At 71.2% G+C, this 18985-nt stretch carries 16 protein-coding genes; 8 read left to right on the top strand and 8 right to left on the bottom strand.

What is annotated here, in order from left to right; genetic code table 11:
• Positions 1–2862: autotransporter domain-containing protein (locus ACFE8Y_RS15565; protein WP_375465294.1), on the bottom strand; the 2862-nt coding region annotated here is incomplete at its 3' end.
• Positions 2863–3039: 177 nt separating this feature from the next.
• Positions 3040–5361, bottom strand: a complete 2322-nt coding sequence (locus ACFE8Y_RS15560) for a transglycosylase SLT domain-containing protein (RefSeq protein WP_375465293.1) — start codon at positions 5359–5361, stop codon at positions 3040–3042.
• A gap of 205 nt (positions 5362–5566) precedes the next feature.
• Here ACFE8Y_RS15560 and dapA point away from each other — a divergent pair, with 205 nt between their 5' ends.
• Positions 5567–6466: a 4-hydroxy-tetrahydrodipicolinate synthase gene (dapA, locus tag ACFE8Y_RS15555; protein WP_375465292.1), complete on the top strand. Its 900-nt coding sequence runs from the start codon at positions 5567–5569 to the stop codon at positions 6464–6466.
• A gap of 20 nt (positions 6467–6486) precedes the next feature.
• Positions 6487–6960: an SsrA-binding protein SmpB gene (gene smpB, locus ACFE8Y_RS15550; RefSeq protein WP_375465291.1), complete on the top strand. Its 474-nt coding sequence runs from the start codon at positions 6487–6489 to the stop codon at positions 6958–6960.
• Between the two features lie 83 nt (positions 6961–7043).
• Here smpB and ACFE8Y_RS15545 read toward each other — a convergent pair whose 3' ends face one another.
• Positions 7044–7976 (bottom strand): IS110 family transposase, encoded by a 933-nt coding sequence (locus ACFE8Y_RS15545; RefSeq protein ID WP_375465290.1) that lies wholly within the window; start codon positions 7974–7976, stop codon positions 7044–7046.
• Positions 7977–8332: 356 nt separating this feature from the next.
• Here ACFE8Y_RS15545 and ACFE8Y_RS15540 point away from each other — a divergent pair, with 356 nt between their 5' ends.
• Positions 8333–8902 carry a peroxiredoxin gene (locus tag ACFE8Y_RS15540; RefSeq protein ID WP_375465289.1) on the top strand — a complete coding sequence of 190 codons (570 nt, stop codon included), beginning with the start codon at positions 8333–8335 and terminating at the stop codon, positions 8900–8902.
• A 3-nt stretch (positions 8903–8905) separates the two neighbouring features.
• On the opposite strand, the gene ACFE8Y_RS15535 is transcribed toward ACFE8Y_RS15540, so the two are convergent.
• The 4 genes from ACFE8Y_RS15535 to rpoZ form a co-directional block, all read right to left on the bottom strand.
• Entirely contained in the window at positions 8906–9568 is a 663-nt protein-coding gene (locus tag ACFE8Y_RS15535) for an NYN domain-containing protein (protein ID WP_375465288.1), read from the bottom strand.
• A 341-nt stretch (positions 9569–9909) separates the two neighbouring features.
• On the bottom strand, positions 9910–10500 hold the full coding sequence (gene pyrE / locus ACFE8Y_RS15530; RefSeq protein ID WP_375465287.1) for an orotate phosphoribosyltransferase: 591 nt from the start codon (positions 10498–10500) through the stop codon (positions 9910–9912).
• A 93-nt stretch (positions 10501–10593) separates the two neighbouring features.
• Positions 10594–12843: a RelA/SpoT family protein gene (locus tag ACFE8Y_RS15525; protein ID WP_375465286.1), complete on the bottom strand. Its 2250-nt coding sequence runs from the start codon at positions 12841–12843 to the stop codon at positions 10594–10596.
• A 173-nt stretch (positions 12844–13016) separates the two neighbouring features.
• Complete coding sequence (rpoZ, locus tag ACFE8Y_RS15520) at positions 13017–13427, bottom strand: DNA-directed RNA polymerase subunit omega (RefSeq protein WP_375465285.1); 411 nt, start codon at positions 13425–13427, stop codon at positions 13017–13019.
• A 177-nt stretch (positions 13428–13604) separates the two neighbouring features.
• Here rpoZ and ACFE8Y_RS15515 point away from each other — a divergent pair, with 177 nt between their 5' ends.
• From ACFE8Y_RS15515 to fabF, 5 genes are all read left to right on the top strand, one after another.
• Positions 13605–14327 (top strand): carbonic anhydrase, encoded by a 723-nt coding sequence (locus ACFE8Y_RS15515; RefSeq protein WP_375465284.1) that lies wholly within the window; start codon positions 13605–13607, stop codon positions 14325–14327.
• Between the two features lie 101 nt (positions 14328–14428).
• Positions 14429–15364: an ACP S-malonyltransferase gene (gene fabD, locus ACFE8Y_RS15510; protein ID WP_375465283.1), complete on the top strand. Its 936-nt coding sequence runs from the start codon at positions 14429–14431 to the stop codon at positions 15362–15364.
• Between the two features lie 31 nt (positions 15365–15395).
• On the top strand, positions 15396–16133 hold the full coding sequence (fabG, locus tag ACFE8Y_RS15505) for a 3-oxoacyl-[acyl-carrier-protein] reductase (protein WP_375465282.1): 738 nt from the start codon (positions 15396–15398) through the stop codon (positions 16131–16133).
• Between the two features lie 283 nt (positions 16134–16416).
• On the top strand, positions 16417–16656 hold the full coding sequence (locus ACFE8Y_RS15500; RefSeq protein ID WP_066926221.1) for an acyl carrier protein: 240 nt from the start codon (positions 16417–16419) through the stop codon (positions 16654–16656).
• A gap of 94 nt (positions 16657–16750) precedes the next feature.
• The gene (gene fabF, locus ACFE8Y_RS15495; protein ID WP_375465281.1) at positions 16751–18013 is read left to right on the top strand and encodes a beta-ketoacyl-ACP synthase II; all 1263 of its coding nucleotides are present in this window, start codon (positions 16751–16753) and stop codon (positions 18011–18013) included.
• 87 nt (positions 18014–18100) lie between these two features.
• On the opposite strand, the gene ACFE8Y_RS15490 is transcribed toward fabF, so the two are convergent.
• On the bottom strand, positions 18101–18769 hold the full coding sequence (locus tag ACFE8Y_RS15490; protein WP_375465280.1) for a YidB family protein: 669 nt from the start codon (positions 18767–18769) through the stop codon (positions 18101–18103).
• Positions 18770–18985: the final 216 nt, after the last annotated feature.

Below are 18985 nucleotides of genomic sequence, written 5' to 3'. Positions count from 1 at the left end.
GCGCCCGATCGCGACGTAGGACCCGCCCACGAACGGCTCGATGTAGCCGAGCGCCGGCGCCGGGCGCGGCGCCGCATCCTTCGAGACCAGCGCCGCCGGTCCCGTACCGCCGAGGAAGACGCGGTAGCCGACCTCGCCGAACCCCTGGATCGTCGCGCCGCCGCCATGGCCGGTCGGCGTGTCGGTGACGCCCGCGAATGCCACGGTGCGGCGGGTGCGCGCGTCGGTGTCGGCGTACACCGCGCCCAGCCGCACCGAGACCGGCCCGAGCTCGTAGCCGCCGTAGATGCCCCCGAAACCGCTCTCGATGGTGGCCGATTGCAGGCGCCCGGCCGTGTCGAGGGTCGCCGCGGTGTAGCCGCCGGCCACGCCGAGCTTGAACCCGCTCTCCAGCCGCACGTCGGCGCCGAGCACGAAGCCGGAGATCTGGCGGTTCAGGCCGGCGGCGTTGCCGTTGCCGCGGGCGTCGCCGAAAGCCCCGAAGCCCTGGCCCCAGAGGCCGAACACCCGCGGGTCGAGGACGCGGGCCGGCACGCTCGCCGCCGGGGGACTGCGGCCCGGCAGGTCGGCGGTGTAGGCGGCGGGCAGTCTTCCGTAGTCCAGGCTCTCGGCCGACCCCGGGGTCACGCCCCAGCGCAGGCGGTCGAGGATCGCCTCGCGGACGAAGAAGGCGGTCTCGTACTCCGTCGCGACGGTGCTGGCGTGGATGTCGCCGGCGAGCCGCTGGAAGGCGCCCTGCGCCTCGGGCGTGGTCAGGCCGATCGTGGCAGCGTAGATGCCCGCGGCGGGGCCGCCGGCCTGGATCGCGGTGGCGACCGCGGCCTGATTGCGGGTCTGGGCGATGGTGGCGAAGGCGATGTCGTTGCGGGTGAGCGTCAGGTCGACTTCGTTGGCCTGGTAGCGCAGCGTCGGCGTCAGGAAGGCGAAGTTGGCGGTGACGCCCGCGAACTGGCCCGAGACGCCGCCGGCGGCGTTGAGGATGGCGTACTGCGTGCGCGGATCGTAGGTGCCGGCCGCCGCCAGCACCTGCACGGTGCCGCCGGCGAGCGTGGCGGTGCCGGTGGTGGCGATGCGGTCGGACTGGCCGGCGGCGTTGGCCTCGACCTGATAGACCGAGCCCGGTGCGAAGCCGGCGGTGCCGGCGACGTTGAGGGTGCCGATCGAGTTGCCCGGCGCCACCGTGCCCCCGCTGCGCGCCACGATCCCGCCCACCGTGCCCACGCCGCCGAGCAGGCCGCCCGCGCCCACGCTCACCGTACCGGCGATCGTGCCGTTGGCGTAGAGCGCGCCGGTCGCGCCCACCGTCACGTCGGTGACGAGGCGGTCGCTCGCATCCATCCGAAGCGTGCCGACGACGTTCCCGAAGTAGCCCGCGGCCGAGTACAGGTCGATGCGGCTCCAGTAGCTGAGCGCCGAGCCGTAGAAGGCGGCGAGCGCGTTCATCTCGGTGTTGAGGATGATCTGGTTGATCGTGCTCGTCTGGAGCGCGCCGTAGAGGCCGCCGAGCGGTGCCAGCGTCCGGGCGGCCGTCGTGCTGCCGCCGTAGAGCGGCGCCAGCAGGATCGAGGCGTCGGGCCCGCCCGCCGGAGCGGCCTCTCGCGGGGCCTGGGCGAAGGTGAGCGTCGGCAGGCCGTAGGTCAGGCGGGACTGGTACAGCGCCTGGTTGGCCGCGGACGGCACGTAGGGATTGTTGGTCGTGTTGGCCGCGCTCGCGGCGCAGGTCGCGACCGAGGCGCCGCACTGCGTGGCCTCGTAGGATTGCAGCTCGTTGGCTGCCGCGGTGAACAGGCTCGGGAGGTTGATCGCCGTGCCAGTCGTGGCGGCGTTGTTGATGTAGGCCGGGTTGGTGAAGGCCTGGGCGAGGTCGTAGCTCGCGAAGGCGCGCGAGGCGATGATGTCGAGGGGGTAATGCACGCCCAGCACGATGCGGCTGTCGGCGTACTCGGCGCCGCGGGCGATCAGGTTCTGGTACTGCTGCGGCACCAGCATGGCGAGCAGGATGCTGTCCGTGATGGCGTAGTTGGTGTGGCCGCTCGGAAAGGACGGGTTGGTGGCGAGCCCGTTCAGCGCCGTCGGATCGAAGATGTTGTAGCTGTTCGGCGCCACCTGCACGGGCCGCGAACTGCCGTACACGTCCTGGCCGGCCTGCCGGCTGGTCACGCCGTAGGCGAGGTCGTAGACGCTGTCGCGCGTGTTCGGCAGGCCGTTGGCGGTCGGCAGCGTGAACCCGGCCGGCGCCACCGCCGGGACCGGGACGTAGCCGGCCGGCGTCGTGCCCGGGTTGGTGGCGGCGCCGTTGGCGAAGAAGTTCTTCGCGACGCCGAGGTCGGCGCTCGTGAAATTGTAGGCGTTGTTCAGCAGGCTGAAAGTCGCCGCCAGCGGCCCGGTGGTCGCCGTGCTGGCGCGGATGCCCGTCTGGTAGATCGCGCCGAGCACGGGGCCGAGGCCGCCGACCGGCTGGAGCGGGTTGAGGGTTCCGGGCTGACCCGGATTGCTCTGGATCGCCTGGAGCGGGAGACCGCCCGCGATGTTGTCGCCGGGGCCGAGATTGACCACCGTCCCGTTGGCCAGCGTGATCGTGGCAACCGTGCCATTGAACAGGCTGCCCGGAAGCGCCTTGTCGCTGATCGCGAGCTGCCGCTGGGCGAGCGTGGCGTTCTGGTTGTCGGCGATCGCCTGCGAGAGGTTGAGCTGGAGGGTCTGCTGCCCGATCGGCGTCGCGTTGAGGCCGAGATACGGCCCAAGCAGGTTCAGCACGTTGACGTTGGCGGGCGTCGTGTTGACCGCCTGCGCACGGGCTCCCGTGGTGCCGAGCGCTGCGGCGACCATCGCCGCGATCGAGACACTGGTCCTGAATTGCATCGCCTGCCCCCAGCCGGGTCGTCCGCCCGCCGTGGGATGCCTTAACGAAATCTACGTTCGACGCTTCGTCATAATCTAGTCACAAATCTCACTGGATCGGCGCGTTGCTTGAAAGCAACAAGACCGATGTCGAAAGTAGAGTTGGCTAAATGGCTATAGCGGTCGGTCGGCGCTGCTTCACCGCGCCCCGCGGCGCAGGTCCCCGTCGATCAGCAGCGCGCTCTTCCCGTCGAGCCGCGTGCGGTAGACTTGAAGGTTCTCCATCACCCGCTGCACGTAGTTGCGCGTCTCGGTAAACGGGATGCGCTCGACCCAATCGATGGCGTCGACATCGGCCTTGCGCGGATCGCCGTAGGCGTCGATCCACTTCTTCACGTTGCCGCCGCCGGCGTTGTACGAGGCGAAGGCGAGGATGTAGGAGCCGCGCCAATCCTCCATCAGCTCGCCGAGATGGGCCTGTCCCAGGCGCGCGCTGTAGATCGCATCGCTGCCGAGGCGCTCCGGGTCGTAGGCGGCCTGGACCCGGCGGGCGGTGCGCTGGGCGGTCGCCGGCATCATCTGCATTAGGCCGCGCGCGCCGACGCCCGACTGCGCACGCGGATCGAACTGGCTCTCCTGCCGGGCGATGGCGAACACCATCGCCCGCTCCACCTGCGGCACGGCCGTGAAGCTATCGTAGGCCGGGATGCCGATGGTCGGATAGGCGTGGGCATCGAGCGGCAGGCCGCGCTGCACCGCGAGCTTGCCGACAGCGACCAGCGCGCGGGCATCCCGCATCTCCACGGCCAGATCCCCGAGGGCCTGGACCTCGCGGGCGTCCGTGAGGCGCTGGGCGGTGTCGATGTAGAGCGGCAGCGCCAGTTCCTTCAGCGCGGCGGCCGCGAGCAGGCGGAGCGCCCGGATGCACAGGCGGTCCTCGAAGGCCGCGCGCGCCGGCCCGTCGAGGTCGGCCGGCGCCCGCAACGCGAGGCTCGTCAGGCCGAGCTTGGCCCGCGCGAGCTGCCCGTAATAGGCGATCGGCTGGAGCGCGGCCCGCTCGTAGTGGGCCTTGGCCTCGCTCTGCCCGAGGGCCTCGGCCGCCCTGCCCTGCCAGTAGGCGGCGCGGGCGATGGAGATCGGCGTCTCGGCGATGCCGGCCGCGCGCGCGAAGTGGCGGGTCGCGGCCTCGGCGTCGTCCGCGAAGCGCAGGGCGATCCAGCCGGCGTGGAACTCGGCCTCGATCCGCTTCTCGACGGTGCGCGCGGGGTTGGCGCTCGCCACCGCGTAGGCGGTCTTCGCGTCGCCGAGATCGATCAGCTTGCGCGCGACGATGCGGCGCTCGACCCACCACTCGTCGCCGTCGACCAGCACGTCCGGGTTGCTCGGCGCGGTGGCGAGCACGGCGGCGGCCTCCGCCGCCCGGTCGGCCCGGCGGAAGAACTGGGCGCGCGACAGCAGGTAGGAGGTGTCGTTGCGCAGGGACGGCGGCACGGCGGCCAGCGCCGCGGCCGCCCCCGCGCTCTTGTCCTCGACCGCGCGGCGCGCCCGCACGAGGCTGGCATAGGCGCCGCCGGCGTAAGCCGCCGCCCGGCCCGCGGCCTCCCAATCCTCCTTCAGGAGCGCCCGCTCCATGCGGTAACGGTGATCGATGCGCGTGAGCGCGCCGGGAAAGGCGTCGGCGACCCGCGCTTCGAGCGTGCGCCCGAAGGTCTCGGAGCGCCACAGGTCGCGCACCAAGTCGGCGGCGTCGGCATCGAGCCCGTCCGCCTTGAAGGCCAGCGCCAGGGCGAACTTGCCCGGCGCGCTCGCCGGCCGGCTCGCACCGAAGAACGCGCGCACGGTCGCCGGACCCTTGCGCTCGATCAGCAGCGCCTCCTCGGCCCGCCGCCGCAGCAGGGGACCGGCCGGCCAGTCCGGGTTCGCGCGGGTGAAGGCGACGGTGCGCTCGAAGCCGATGCCGGCGCCCGCGCGGATCGCAACCCATTCGAGCAGCGCCCGCGCGGCCGGATCGGTGAAGCCGTCGCGCAGGCGGTCGCCGTCCGCGACCCGGCCCTTGCGGTAGAGGTCGATCGCCTGCCGCAGCAGGGCCACGTCAGTGTCCCCGACCCGGGCGATCGGCCCGAGGCTCGGCACCTCCGGCACGGGCGCCGCCGGCGTCACGCCGGCGTCGGGCAGCGGGAAGGCGATCGGCGCGTCCGGATCGGCCGAGGCGTAGGCCGCCGCCGCCGGGAGCGTCGCCCCGGGCGCGAGCCCCTGACCCGGGGGGAGCGGCTTGGCCGAGCCGGACTCGGAGACCGGCTTCGGATCGATCTTGAGGGCATCGGCCGCGACCGGGTCGATCGCGGTCGCGGCGTCCTGAACGCGCGCGGTCGGCGCCGCGGCGTCGCTCGCGGGCGGGCTCGGCTGCGAGGCGGCCGGGGTCTGCGATCCGCGCAGGTCGACGGACGGGGCCGCCAGCGCGACGCCGGCCGTCAGGGCGAGGCCGAGGGCGGCGATCTGCGCGCGCGTGAGGGACGCCATCGATGCGCTCACTCTCTCAACAGCCTGCTCGCGACGGAAGCCGGCAACGGATAGGCTCCCCCGGCAGCCTTAAGAAGCCATGAACCGCGTGCGCGAAGGGTTTGCGCGGGGGTGCCGGAAGCCCTATGTCTGCGCCGCCCGCGACGAGGCGCCGGATCATCGGCGCCTCTCGCGATCGCCAGCGAGACCGGCCAGGACGTCCGTGATGACCGAGACCCATGCGCGCCGCCTGAGGGGCTCGCTGACCGCCCTGGTGACGCCGTTCCGCGACGGCGCGTTCGACGAGGCCGCTTTCCGCCGGTTCGTGGCTTGGCAGATCGCGCAGGGCACGCACGGCCTCGTGCCCACGGGCACGACCGGCGAGAGCCCGACGCTGAGCCACGACGAGCACGACCGCGTGGTCGAGGCCTGCGTCGCGGAAGCGGGCGGCCGGGTGCCGGTGGTGGCCGGCGCCGGCTCGAACTCGACCGCGGAGGCGGTCGAGCGCGCGCAGCACGCGGAGAAGATCGGCGCCGACGCCGTGCTCGTGGTCACGCCGTACTACAACAAGCCGACGCAGGGCGGGCTCTACGCCCACTTCAAGGCCGTCAACGACGCCGTCGGCATCCCGATCCTCATCTACAACATCCCTCCGCGCTCCGTCGTCGACATGAGCGTCGAGACGATGGCGCGCCTGTCCGAACTCAAGAACATCGCCGGGGTGAAGGACGCGACCGCCAGGATCGACCGCGTCAGCCTCCAGCGTCAGGCCATGGGAGAGGGTTTCATCCAGCTTTCAGGCGAAGATGCGACCGCGCTCGGCTACAACGCCCACGGCGGCCATGGCTGCATCTCCGTGGTCTCGAACGTCGCCCCGCGCCTCTGCGCCGACCTTCAGGAGGCGAGCCTGTCGGGCGACTACGCCAAGGCGCTGCGGATCCAGGACCGGCTGCTGCCGCTCCAGGTCGGGCTGTTTGCCGAATCGAACCCCTCGCCCGTCAAGTACGCCCTGGAGCGCCTCGGCCACATGAGCGCCGACGTGCGCCTGCCCCTCGTGCCGGTTTCGGCCGAGACCAAGGGCATCGTCGACGCGGCGCTGCGGCACGCCGGACTCCTAGCCGCCTGAGCGTCGCGTCGCGGAAAAAAATGGCTCCGAAACCCGAACCGACCCGGCGCGTCGTCGCCGACAACCGCGCCGCGCGCTTCCACTACGCGATCGAGGACACCCTGGAGGCCGGCATCTCGCTCACCGGCACCGAGGTGAAGTCGCTCCGCAGCGGTCGCGCGACGATCGGCGAGGCCTATGCCGGGCCGTCGGGCAAGGACCTGATGCTGTTCAACGCCTACATCCCGGAATACGTCCAGGCGAGCCGCTTCAACCACGAGACCAAGCGCCCGCGCCGCCTGCTGCTGCACCGCCGCCAGATCGACAAGTGGCTCGGCGCCACCCAGCGCCAGGGCTACACGGTCGTGCCGCTGAAGATCTACTTCAACGACAAGGGCCGGGCGAAGGTGGAACTCGGCCTCGGCAAGGGCAAGCAGGCCCACGACAAGCGCGAGGCCACCAAGCAGCGCGACTGGGAGCGCGACCGCGCCCGGATCATGCGCGACCGGGGCTGAGCCATCGTTAGACCGGTGCTGCGTGGATCGGGCGAAGCGCCGGTCGGCCCCCTCTTGCATGGGGAGAGCGACTGTCTTGGCGGTCAAGGGTTTTGTGTGTGCCATGGTGTGCTGCTCCGGAGCATGGCGTTGAGGATGGTCAGGAGTTTTCGGGCGGTTGCGACGACGGCGACGATCCTGGGCTTTCCGGTGGCGACGAGCCTGTCGCGGAAGGCTTTGAGGGTGGGGTTGTGGCGGGCTGCCACGAGGGCGCCCATGAACAGGGCGGCGCGCACGCTGGCTCGGCCGCCGCCGATGAAGCTCTTGCCGCGCCACTGGCCGGACTGGCGGGTCCAGGGGGCGAGGCCGGCCAGGGCTGCGATCTGGCGGCGGTCGAGGGTGCCGAGTTCGGGCATCTCGGCCAGCAGGGTGCGGGCGATGGTCGGCCCGATACCGGGGACGGAGGTGAGGAGGTCCTCCTTCTCGCGCCAGGCCGGCGATCCGCGGACCGCCCCGTCGATGTCGGCATCGACGCTGGCGAGTTCCTTCTCCAGCGCCTTCAGGCGGCGGATGCTCTTCTGGATGCGGGCCGGGGCTCGCCTCTCGCGTTGGCGTTCGGCCCCGATCATCGCCACGATCTGGCGCCGCCTTGCGACGAGATCGGCCAAGGCCTGTGTCTCGGCGTCGGGCAGCGGCCGGATCTCCGGCTTGGTCGCTTCCACGAAGCGGGCGATCACGGCGGCGTCGATGGGATCGGTCTTGGCGCGCTTGCCCAGAGCCTGGGCGAAGGCGCGCACCTGGGCCGGATTGACCACCACCACCGGCAGGCCGGCCGCCGCCAGTCCGGCGGCGACCACGGTCTCGAAGCCGCCGGTGGCCTCCACCGCGACGGCTCTCGGCGCCAGGGGACGAAGCCGGTCGCACAAATCGGCGATGCCGGCCCCGTCGCGCGGGACCACGAAGGCCTCTCGGCTCGGCAGGATGTGCACATCCAACCGGTCCTTGGAGATATCGATCCCAACGATAACGGCGTCCATCCGATCCCATCCTTGCGCAAGCGGGCTTCGCAGCGAGCGGCCCAAGCGACTGTTCGGGTTCGATGGAACGGCAGGCGAAGACCCAAGCTCTCCCACGGGCTTGGCGTCCCTCAGGGCTCGCGGTCTCCCGCCTGCCACCGCACCTGGGACCAGACCAGATGACAGCGGAAGCAAGTTACAAGGGATGGGGTGAGGGGCGTGCCGTATCCGGTGAGTTCTCATCTCTCACCCTGTCCCGCTCAGGGGAGGGGACCCGCGCTCATCCCGGATCGCGTGGAGCGATGTGTGTATCCGCGAGATGCTTCCGGTCCCGGGCCCGACCGAGATAGGCTGCGCGCCGAACCCGGAGCCTCGCCATGGAACCCACCTACCAGACCCTGCCCGCCGACCTGCCCGTCCCGGTCGACGACGGCGCGGCGGCGCATCTCACCGGGATGCGCCTGCCGGACGTGTCGCTGGCCGCCACCGACGGAGGCCGCGTGTCGCTGGCCCGGCTCTCCGGCCGCACGATCGCCTACGCCTATCCCCGCACCGGCGAACCGGGCCAGCCCAACCTCGTGCCGGACTGGGACGCGATCCCCGGTGCCCGCGGATGCACGCCGCAATCCTGCGGCTTCCGCGACCATCACGCGGCACTGATCGCGCGCGGGGTCGCGCAGGTGCACGGCGTGTCGACCCAGACGAGCGCCTATCAGCGGGAGGCCGCCGCGCGCCTGCACCTGCCGTTCACGCTGCTCGCGGACCCGCACCGCGCCTTCGCGATGGCCGCGCGCCTGCCGACCTTCGAGGCCGGCGGCGCCGTGCTGCTGCGCCGGCTGACCCTCGTCGTCGACGACGGCGTCGTGACCAAGGTCTTCTATCCCGTGTTCCCGCCCGACCGGAGCGCGGAGGCCGTCCTCGCGTGGCTCGACGGATCGGAGGCCTGAGCCTCACTCCTCCGTCGGCGCCTCCTCGGAGCCGTTCGGGCCCTGGCGGATGCCGTACCGGCTCTCGAGCGCCGGGTTGGCCCGTGCCGGGCGCTCTGCGCCTTCGCGCGGGCGCTCGAACGCCGAGCGCGCCTGCCGCTCGCCGGGGTCGCGCCCGATCTTGCCCATGAGGTGGACGAGGTCGACGAACTCGTCGGCCTGTCGCCGGAGGTCGTCGGCGATCATCGCGGGCTGGCTCTGAATGGTCGACACCACGGTCACCTTCACGCCGCGCCGCTGCATCGCCTCGACCAGCGACCGGAAATCGCCGTCGCCGGAAAACAGGACCATGTGATCGATGTACGGGCTCAGTTCGAGGGCATCGATCGCCAACTCGATATCCATGTTGCCCTTGACCTTGCGACGGCCCGTCGAGTCGGTGAACTCCTTGGCCGGCTTGGTCACCACCCGGTAACCGTTATAGTCGAGCCAGTCGATCAGCGGGCGGATCGAGGAATATTCCTGATCCTCGATCATCGCCGTGTAGTAGAAGGCGCGGATGAGATTGTCTCGCGTCTGAAATTCTTTTAGTAATCTTTTATAGTCGATGTCGAAGCCGAGGGTCTTGGTGGTGGCGTAGAGGTTGGCGCCGTCGATGAACAGGGCGCTGCGTTGCAGTGTGCTCATGGCACGATCCATCTTCAATTCATCAACAATCGGAATGACGGCGTATGTCTTAGGAAAACGACCGCGGCGCACAGGGCCGCCCCGTGCCCGTTTCAACATCGCTCTTGCGGCAATGCGAGAGGACGACCCTTCGCCGGGGCCAACCACGGCGCGTAAAACAGCCGTTGCTTAGCTCTGAGGATTGACCTCGTACCTGTCAAGCGCAGCCGCCGATCCGCTGCGCGACGCGCGTTCGAGGAAACCTGGCGCGAGTACCGCGATACTTGAACGTAGAGTTATTGCACTACGCTGAGAACGCCTTTTACAGGAACTATGATTGTCGGATTGATGCTCTGCACGGATCAGGCCGTCGCCATCATTCGGCTCCCGGGCTTAACCGCCGGCAGCACGGCGAGCTCCGGCGGCAGGGCGTCGGCGGGGTAGGCCGGGATGTCCAGGGTGACGAGCGAGAGCAGCGGCACGCCGACCGTGCCGCGCCCGCCGGATCGGTCGATCAGGCAGGCGGCGCCGACGACCTCGCCGGCCTCCTCCCGCAGCGCGGCGAGGCATTCGCGCGCCGACAGCCCCGTCGTGACGATGTCCTCCACGATGACCGCGCGCCGGCCCGCCGGGACGCTGAAGCCCCGCCGCAGGCTGAAGGGGCCGCCCGGATCGCGCTCGACGAAGATCGCCCGCGCGCCGAGGTGGCGGGCGGTCTCGTAGCCCGGGACGATGCCGCCGACGGCCGGCGAGACGACGATGTCGACCGGCCCGAAGCGCGCCGTGATCGCGGCGGCCAGCGCCCGGCACAGGCGCTCGGTGCGCGGCGGCTCGGAGAAGATCGCCATCTTCTGGAGGAAGGTGCCCGAATGCAGGCCGGAACTGAGGATGAAGTGGCCTTCGAGCAGGGCGCCGGCATCGCGAAATTCGGCGAGAACCTGGTCCGGATTCATGGGATCGCGGCTCCGCTGCGCGTGCGTTCGGTGACGACGCGCGCTTGTGGCAGCGCCGGAACGGCGAGGCAAGGCGCCCCCGACGGCCCCTGCCTAACCGTTGACGCGGTCGACCTGGGCGACCGTCCGCTTGCCGCGAAGCTCGGCGACGATCGCGTTCAGGTGCTGCAGGTCCCAGACGGAGAGGTCGATGACGATGTCGGTGAAGTCCTGGGTGCGGCGCTTCATCGAGAGGTTGTCGATGTTGCCGTCGTGGTCGGCGATCACCTGGGCGATCTGCGCCAGCACCCCGGGCTCGTTGATCGACTGGAGCGCGAGGCGGGCCGGGAAGCGCTCGCTGGCACGGGCCTCCACGTCCCACCGCACGTCGAGCCAGCGCTCGGGCTCGTTGTCGAAGGCGGCGAGCGCGGCCGACTGGATCGGGTAGATCGTCACGCCGACGCCCGGCACCAGGATGCCGACGATCCGGTCGCCGGGAACGGCGCCGCCATCGGACGCGAAGCTCACCGGGAGGTCGCCGGCCACGCCGCGGATCGGGATCGCGTCGGCTGAGGCGTCGCCGCCGAAGGTCAGGCGCATGGTCTGATCCTTGGAGCGGATCAGGCGGCCGGCGCCGTTGACGACCGGCTGCGGGAGGCCGGGGGGGACGGCGCGGCGCTCGTCCTTGTAGTCGGGGTAGACCGCGCGCACGACGTCGCCCGAGAACATCTCGCCGCGCCCCACCGCCGCGAACACGTCCTCGGCCGAGGCGCGTGCGAGGCGCGGCAGGGCGCCGCGCAGCTTGTCCTCGGAGAAGGTCTTGCCCGCACGCTCGAAGGCGCGGTCCAGGATCTGCCGGCCGAGGCCCGCGTACTGGCGCCGCACGGCCGAGCGGGTCGCCCGTCGGATCGCCGCGCGGGCCTTGCCGGTCACCACCAGCGATTCCCAGGCCGCGGGCGGGGCCGCGCCGTCCGAGCGCGAGATCTCGACCTCGTCGCCGTTGGCGAGTTCATGCAGCAGCGGCGCCATGCGCCCGTTGATCTTGGCACCCACCGCCGAGTTGCCGACATCGGTGTGGACGGCGTAGGCGAAGTCGATCGGCGTGGCGCCGCGCGGCAGGGCGATCAGCCGGCCCTTGGGCGTGAAGCAGAACACCTGGTCCTGGAACAGTTCGAGCTTGGTGTGCTCCAGGAACTCCTCCGGGCTGTCGCCCTCGGCGAGCAGCTCGATGGTGCGCCGCAGCCACTGGTAGGCGCCGCTCTCGGCGGCCAGCCGCGGGTGGATGCCGCCCTCCGGCTCCCGCGCCCCCTGCGGCTTGCCGCCCTCCTTAGCCCCCTCCTTGTAGTGGGCATGCGCGGCGATGCCGTACTCGGCGATGTCGTCCATCGCCCGGGTTCGGATCTGAAGCTCGACGCGCTGGCTCTTGGGCCCGATCACCGTGGTGTGGATCGAGCGGTAGTCGTTCTGCTTCGGCGTCGAGATGTAGTCCTTGTAGCGTCCCGGCACCATCGGCCAGCTCGTGTGTACGACGCCGAGCGCCCCGTAGCAGTCGGCCGGCTCTGCGACCACGACGCGGAAGCCGAACACGTCGGAGAGCTGCTCGAAGGCGACGGACTTCCGCTCCATCTTCGACCAGATCGAGAACGGCCGCTTCTGCCGGCCGGTGACGGCGGCCTCGATCCCGCGGGCGGAGAGCTTGGCGGTGAGGTCCCGCTCGATGGTGTCGACGAGGCGCTCGGTCTTCGCGGTGAGGTCGGAGAGCCGCCGGGCGACGGTGGCGTAGATCTCGGGCTTGAGGTTGCGGAAGGCCAGATCCTCCAGCTCCTCGCGCAGCTCCTGCATGCCCATGCGGCCGGCGAGCGGCGCGTAGATGTCCAGGGTCTCCTGGGCGATCCGCTCGCGCTTGTCCGCCGGCATGTGCTGGAGCGTGCGCATGTTGTGCAGGCGGTCGGCGAGCTTGACCAGCAGCACGCGGACGTCGGCTGCCACCGCCAGGAGCAGCTTGCGGAAGTTCTCGCCCTGGGCCGCCTGCTTGGAGACGACGTCGAGGCGCTTCAGCTTGGTCAGGCCGTCGACGAGGGCGCCGATCTCGGGGCTGAACAGCGTGCGGATCTCGTCCAGCGTCGCCGCCGTGTCCTCGACCGTGTCGTGCAGCACGGCGGCGACGATGGTCGCGTCGTCGAGGCGCAGGTCCGTGAGGATCGCGGCGACTTCGAGGGGATGGGCGAAGAACGGATCGCCGGAGGCCCGCTTCTGCGTGCCGTGGGCGCGCATGGCGTAGACGTAGGCACGGTTGAGCAGCGCCTCGTTCGTCGCGGGGTTGTAGCGCTTCACCCGCTCGACGAGTTCGTACTGGCGCATCATCCGCCCGGATACCCTTTCCCATCCTGAGGAGGGTCAAGTCTCCCGCAACGGGCGGCCCGGCGCCAGCCCCGAATGCGTCGCAGCCTCGCGAAACGCCCGGGCATCCGGCAAGCGAAAGGCCCGGCGTTTCCGCCGAGCCCGTCAGATGCCGATTCGCGATTGCGAACGCAGGACTACTCGCCCTCGTCGTCGGTCTCGACGGGCGGCGCGAGATTCTCGAGGCCGCGGAGCAGGTCCTCCTCGCTCATCCGGTCGAACTGCGGTGCGGCGTCGTCGCTCGCGGCCGTCGGCGAAACGGCGGCGGCGGTGGGCGAGCTCGACAGCAGCGGGACCGCCTCGGCCTCCGGCTCGTCGACCTCGACGTACTTCTGCATCGAGTGGATCAACTGCTCCTTGAGGTCGTCGGCGGTGATCGTCGCGTCGCCGATCTCGCGGAGCGCCACGACCGGGTTCTTGTCGCGGTCGCGGTCCACGGTCAGCGGGGCGCCGGCGGCCAGCAGGCGCGCGCGGTGGCTGGCGAGCAGCACCAGCTCGAACCGGTTCTCGACCTTCTCGATGCAGTCTTCGACGGTGACGCGAGCCATGCGCGGCGGCTCCTTCCAGCGGATACGGATTTTTCGGGAGGTGGCGGCTCTTACACCGGATGCCGTTTGGCAACAAGCAGAGCGGTTTGCGGCGCGGCGCCCCTTTACAAGCCGTTTCGGCAACAGTCAGAGACGTCGTGCCGGCGCGAACCGCGGCCCGGCCTGCGGGGACCCGTCATGATCGATCGCCTGAGTCGGCGCCACCTCATCGGCTGCGGCTGCCATCTCGGTGCCGCTGCCCTGGCGGTCACCGTCCTGCCGGCGCGGGCGCTCGCCCTGAGCCCGTCCACGAAGAAGACCGACATGAGCCCTGACCAGGCGCTCAAGGTGATGAAGGACGGCAACGCGAGCTATCTCACCGACTTCCCCGTCCAGGCGGCGCAGGGGCGCGAACGGCGTATCGAGATCGCGCTGGGCCAGACGCCGTTCTGCGTGCTGGTGAGTTGCTCCGATTCGCGCGTCTCGCCGGAGATCCTGTTCGGGCGCGGCCTCGGCGAGCTGTTCATCGTGCGCAACGCCGGCAACACCGTCGACACCGCGGCGCTCGGATCGATCGAGTACGCGGTCTCGCAGCTCGGCGTGCCGCTCGTGCTGGTGATGGGTCACAGCCGCTGCGGCGCGGTGGAGGCCGCGGTGAGCGTCGTGAGGGACAACACCCAGTTTCCCGGCTCGATCGGCCGGATGGTCGAGCCCATCGTCCCGGCCGTGCTGTCGGTGAGGGACAAGCCCGGCGACCTCGTCGAGAACTCGGTGCGCGCCAACGTGGACCGGGTCGTGAACCGCCTGCGCTCGGCCTCCGAGCCGGCGCTGCTCGATCCGCTGCGCGTGGGCAAGCTCCGCGTCGTCGGCGCGGCCTACAGCCTCGATACCGGCAACGTCGATTTCTTCAACGAGGCCTGAGCCTCCGGGATGCCGTGTGCGCTGCATCGTTGACACCCGCGGCGGGCGGTGCGACTGCGCCGCCCCTTGAGCCCGAAACCGGGCGGGCGGACGGAGCGACCGTGCGGGCACTCATCTTTCCCGGCCAGGGCAGCCAAGCGGTGGGCATGGGCAAGGCCCTGGCCGCGGCGTTCCCGCAGGCCCGCGCCGTGTTCGCCGAGGTGGACGACGCGCTGAGCCAGCCGCTCGCGCGCCTGATGTTCGACGGGCCCCTCGACGCGCTCACGCTGACGGTCAACGCCCAGCCGGCGCTGATGGCGGCGAGTCTGGCGGTGCTGCGGGTGCTCGAGGCCGAGCGCGGCCTCGACCTCGCGCGGGACGTGGCCTGCATGGCGGGCCACTCGCTCGGCGAGTACGCGGCGCTGGCCGCCGCCGGCAGCCTGACGCTGGCCGACACCGCCCGGCTGCTGCGCATCCGCGGCGCGGCGATGCAGGCGGCGGTGGCCCCCGGTGCGGGGGCGATGGCGGCGCTGATCGGGGCCGAGATCGAGGCCGCGCGCGCGATCGCGTCTGAGGCCGCCGCCGGCGCGGTCTGCGACGTGGCCAACGACAACGGCGCCGGTCAGGTGGTCCTGTCCGGCGACCGGGACGCCGTCGCGCGCGCGGTGGCGCTGGCGCAGGCGCGCGGCATCAAGCGGGCGGTGATGCTCAACGTCTCCGCGCCGTTCCATTGCCGCCTGATGCGGCCGGCCGCCGACGCGATGGGGACGGCGCTGGCCGCGGTGGCGCTGAAGGCCCCCGTCGTCCCCGTCTACGCCAACGTGCGCGCCGCCCCGGCGACCGACCCGCAGGCGATCCGCGAAAACCTCGTCGCGCAGGTGACGGGCACCGTCCGGTGGCGCGAGAGCGTCTCGGCGATGGCCACCGCGGGCGTCGACGCGTTCTTCGAGGTGGGCGCTGGGAAGGTGCTGTCGGGGCTGGTGAAGCGGATCGCGCCCGGCGCGAGCGCGACCTCCGTCGGCACGCCGGATGACGTCGCCGCGTTTCCCGCCCGCTGAGCGCCGCGCCGTCCGAGGAGCAGGAACGCCCATGTTCGATCTCACCGGCCGCAAGGCCCTCGTCACCGGCGCCACCGGCGGCCTCGGCGGCGCCATCGCTCGCGCGCTCCACGCGCAGGGCGCGGTGCTCGCGCTCTCCGGCACCCGGGCCGAGGCCCTGGAGGCGCTGGCCGCCGACCTCGGGGAGCGCGCCCACGTGCTGCCGACGAACCTTGCGGACGCGGCCGCCGTCGAGGCGCTGGTGCCGGCCGCGGAAGCGGCGCTGGCCGGCCTCGACATCCTCGTCAACAACGCCGGCATCACCCGCGACAACCTCTTCCTGCGGATGAAGGACGAGGAGTGGGATCAGGTCATCGCGGTCAACCTCACCGCGGCCTTCCGCCTGTCGCGGGCGGCCGTGAAGGGGATGATGCGGCGGCGTTCGGGCCGCATCGTCAACATCGGCTCGGTGGTCGGCACCACGGGCAACCCCGGCCAGGGCAACTACGCGGCGGCCAAGGCCGGCCTCGTCGGGCTGACGAAGGCGCTGGCGGCGGAGGTGGCCTCACGCAACGTCACCGTGAACTGCGTCAGCCCCGGCTTCATCGCCTCGCCGATGACCGAGGGGCTGAACGACAAGCAGCGCGCGGGCATCCTCGCCCGCGTGCCCGCGGGGCGGCTCGGCGAGGGCGCCGAGGTCGCCGCCGCCGTGGTCTACCTCGCCTCGGCGGAGGCGGCCTACGTCACCGGCCACACCCTCCACGTCAACGGCGGCATGGCGATGGTCTGATCCGCTAGGGTGCGGAAAACGCGGCGGAATCGGCCGGGCGCGGACACCGATGAACGGTGCGTGAACCGGCCCTCGCCAGGGCGGGAACCCTGTGTTAACACCCCGGCTGCCGTGCAAGGGGGTTGACGGTTCGGCGGGTTCCGAGTCCAAGGCGAACGGGTTTTTCGGACCACGCGCGATCGGTCACCGGCCGCTCCAAGCAACACAGGCCCGGCAAGGGCTGATCGCGGCGACGGCACCTCCACTTCACCCATCAGACAGACGAGACCGAGGACCAGCAACGATGAGCGATATCGCTGAGCGCGTGAAGAAGATCGTCGTCGAGCACCTGGGCGTGGAGCCCGAGAAGGTGGTCGAGGGCGCCAACTTCATCGACGATCTCGGCGCCGACAGCCTCGACACCGTCGAGCTCGTGATGGCGTTCGAGGAAGAGTTCAACGTCGAGATCCCGGACGACGCCGCCGAGACCATCCAGACGGTCGGCGACGCGGTGAAGTTCCTGGAGAAGAACTCGGCCGCCTGACGCGGACGAGGGGGCAAGGTGTTGCGCGGCGCGGGCGGGGCTGAAGCGCCCCGCGCGCCGTTATGGCTGTTGAGCGGAACGTCGGGATAGCGCGATGCGGCGGGTGGTGGTCACGGGTCTGGGGATGGTCACGCCGCTCGGCAGCGGGGTCGAGCACACCTGGAGCCGCCTGATCGCCGGCGACAGCGGCGCCGGCCCGGTGACGGGCTTCGAGACCGCGGACCTAGCTTGCCGCATCGCCTGCCAGGTCCCCCTCGGCGACGGCTCGGACGGCACCTTCGATCCCGACGCCTGGATGGAGCCGAAGGAGCAGCGCAAGGTCGATCCGTTCATCGTCTTCGCGATGGCGGCGGCCGGCCAAGCCCTCGCCGACGCGGACTGGCACCCGAGGAGCCACGAAGACCAGTGCGCCACCGGCGTGCTGATCGGCTCCGGCATCGGCGGCATCGGCGGCATCTACGACGCGTCGGTGACGCTGCACGAGAAGGGCCCGCGGCGGATCTCGCCGTTCTTCATCCCCGGCCGGATCATCAACCTCGCCTCGGGGCAGGTCTCGATCGCGCACGGGCTCAAAGGCCCGAACAACGCCGTCGTCACCGCCTGCTCCACCGGCTCGCACGCCATCGGCGACGCCTCGCGCCTGATCGCGCTCGGCGACGCCGACGTGATGGTGGCGGGCGGCGCCGAATCGCCGGTCAACCGCCTGTCGCTCGCGGGCTTCGCCGCCTGCCGGGCGCTCTCGACCGGCTTCAACGACGCGCCGACGCGCGCCTCCCGGCCCTACGACCGGGACCGCGACGGCTTCGTCATGGGCGAGGGCGCGGGCGTGGTGGTGCTCGAAGAGTACGAGCACGCGCGGGCCCGCGGCGCCCGGATCTACGCCGAGGTGGTCGGCTACGGCCTCTCGGGCGACGCCTACCACATCACCTCGCCGGCCCCCGACGGCGACGGCGCCTACCGCTGCATGGCGGCGGCCGTGAAGCGGGCCGGCATCGCGCCCTCCAAGATCGACTACATCAACGCCCACGGCACCTCGACGCCGATGGGCGACGAGCTGGAACTGAAGGCCGTCGAGCGCCTGCTCGGCGCGGCCGCTGCGGGGGCGGCGATGTCCTCCACCAAGTCCGCCATCGGCCACCTGCTCGGCGCCGCCGGCGCCGTCGAGGCGATCTTCTCCGTCCTCACGATCCGCGACGGCGTGATCCCGCCGACGCTCAACCTCGACAACCCCTCGGTCGAGACGCGGATCGACCTCGTGCCGCACGAGGCCAAACGCAAGCGGGTGGACGTGGTGCTGTCGAACTCGTTCGGGTTTGGGGGGACGAATGCGAGCTTGGTGATGCGGCGCGTCGCTTAGATTTTCTGACCGGAAGTCTAAATTGCTGGCTAATCGGCCAATGGTCATTGATGTTATAGAATATTGGTGTTCAAAGAACAGCATTGATTACCAACCGTGCCGTTCAGAATCATCCGGCACCCGTCCCTGCGGCGTGAGCGTGTGCACCACCTCCGGCAGCACCTTCGAGAGTTGCCCAAGCAGGTCGTCGCGGCTGAGGCCAGTCTGGCTCTGAAGTGTGTCGAGGGTGCCGGGGCCGAGCGCCGAGGCAAGCTGGTCCGGCGCGACCACGCGGTTCGGGCCGTGGCCGATCCACGACTCAACCACGTCGCCGAGGCCGCTCCGGTGGAAGCCCGCGACCAGCCCGTCGAGGCCGCCGGATGTTTCATGTGAAACATTTCCTGTCTGAGGAACAGGCCGGGCGTCGCCGGGGCCGTCGAGCATGCCGGAGAGGTCGCTGTAATCGTTGCCCGGCAGCGGCGCGGCGTCGTCCTGCAGGCCGCCCTGGTTGAAGCCGCCGATGTCGCCGGCATCGTCGCTCGCCGCGTGGCCGGGGTCGCGACTGTGCGGGCCGGCGCCGCCGGAGCGGGGATCGGGTGCGGGGCGGCCGCCGCCGAGCACGTCGCCCAGCACGTTGCCGAGGCCGCCGCTCGCGCCCTTCGTCAGCAGCAGCATCAGCAGCGCCTTGACCAGGGGCGACATCGCCCCGGACGCGCCGCGCCCGCTCCCGAGCACCTGCCCGACCACGCCGCCGACGACCGATTCGAGCAGACCCATGACGCGCCTCCGCAACTGCACGAGGTTCCACGAAGAAGCCTCCGCCGCTCAACGGCGGGGGCGGGTCGAGGTTGCGCCGGGTCGATGGTCCGGCCTGCCGAGCGGAGGGCCAAGCCCGTCCGGCGGGCTCGGGTCCGTCGCGTCCTGCCATCCGGGCAGCCTTCCCTCCCCCTCTGCGGGCTTGCGGATGCACACACCGCTCCACGCGATCCGGGA

Source organism: uncultured Methylobacterium sp. (assembly GCF_964242245.1).
Lineage (GTDB): Bacteria > Pseudomonadota > Alphaproteobacteria > Rhizobiales > Beijerinckiaceae > Methylobacterium.
This window is presented reverse-complemented; position numbering and strand designations above follow the sequence as displayed.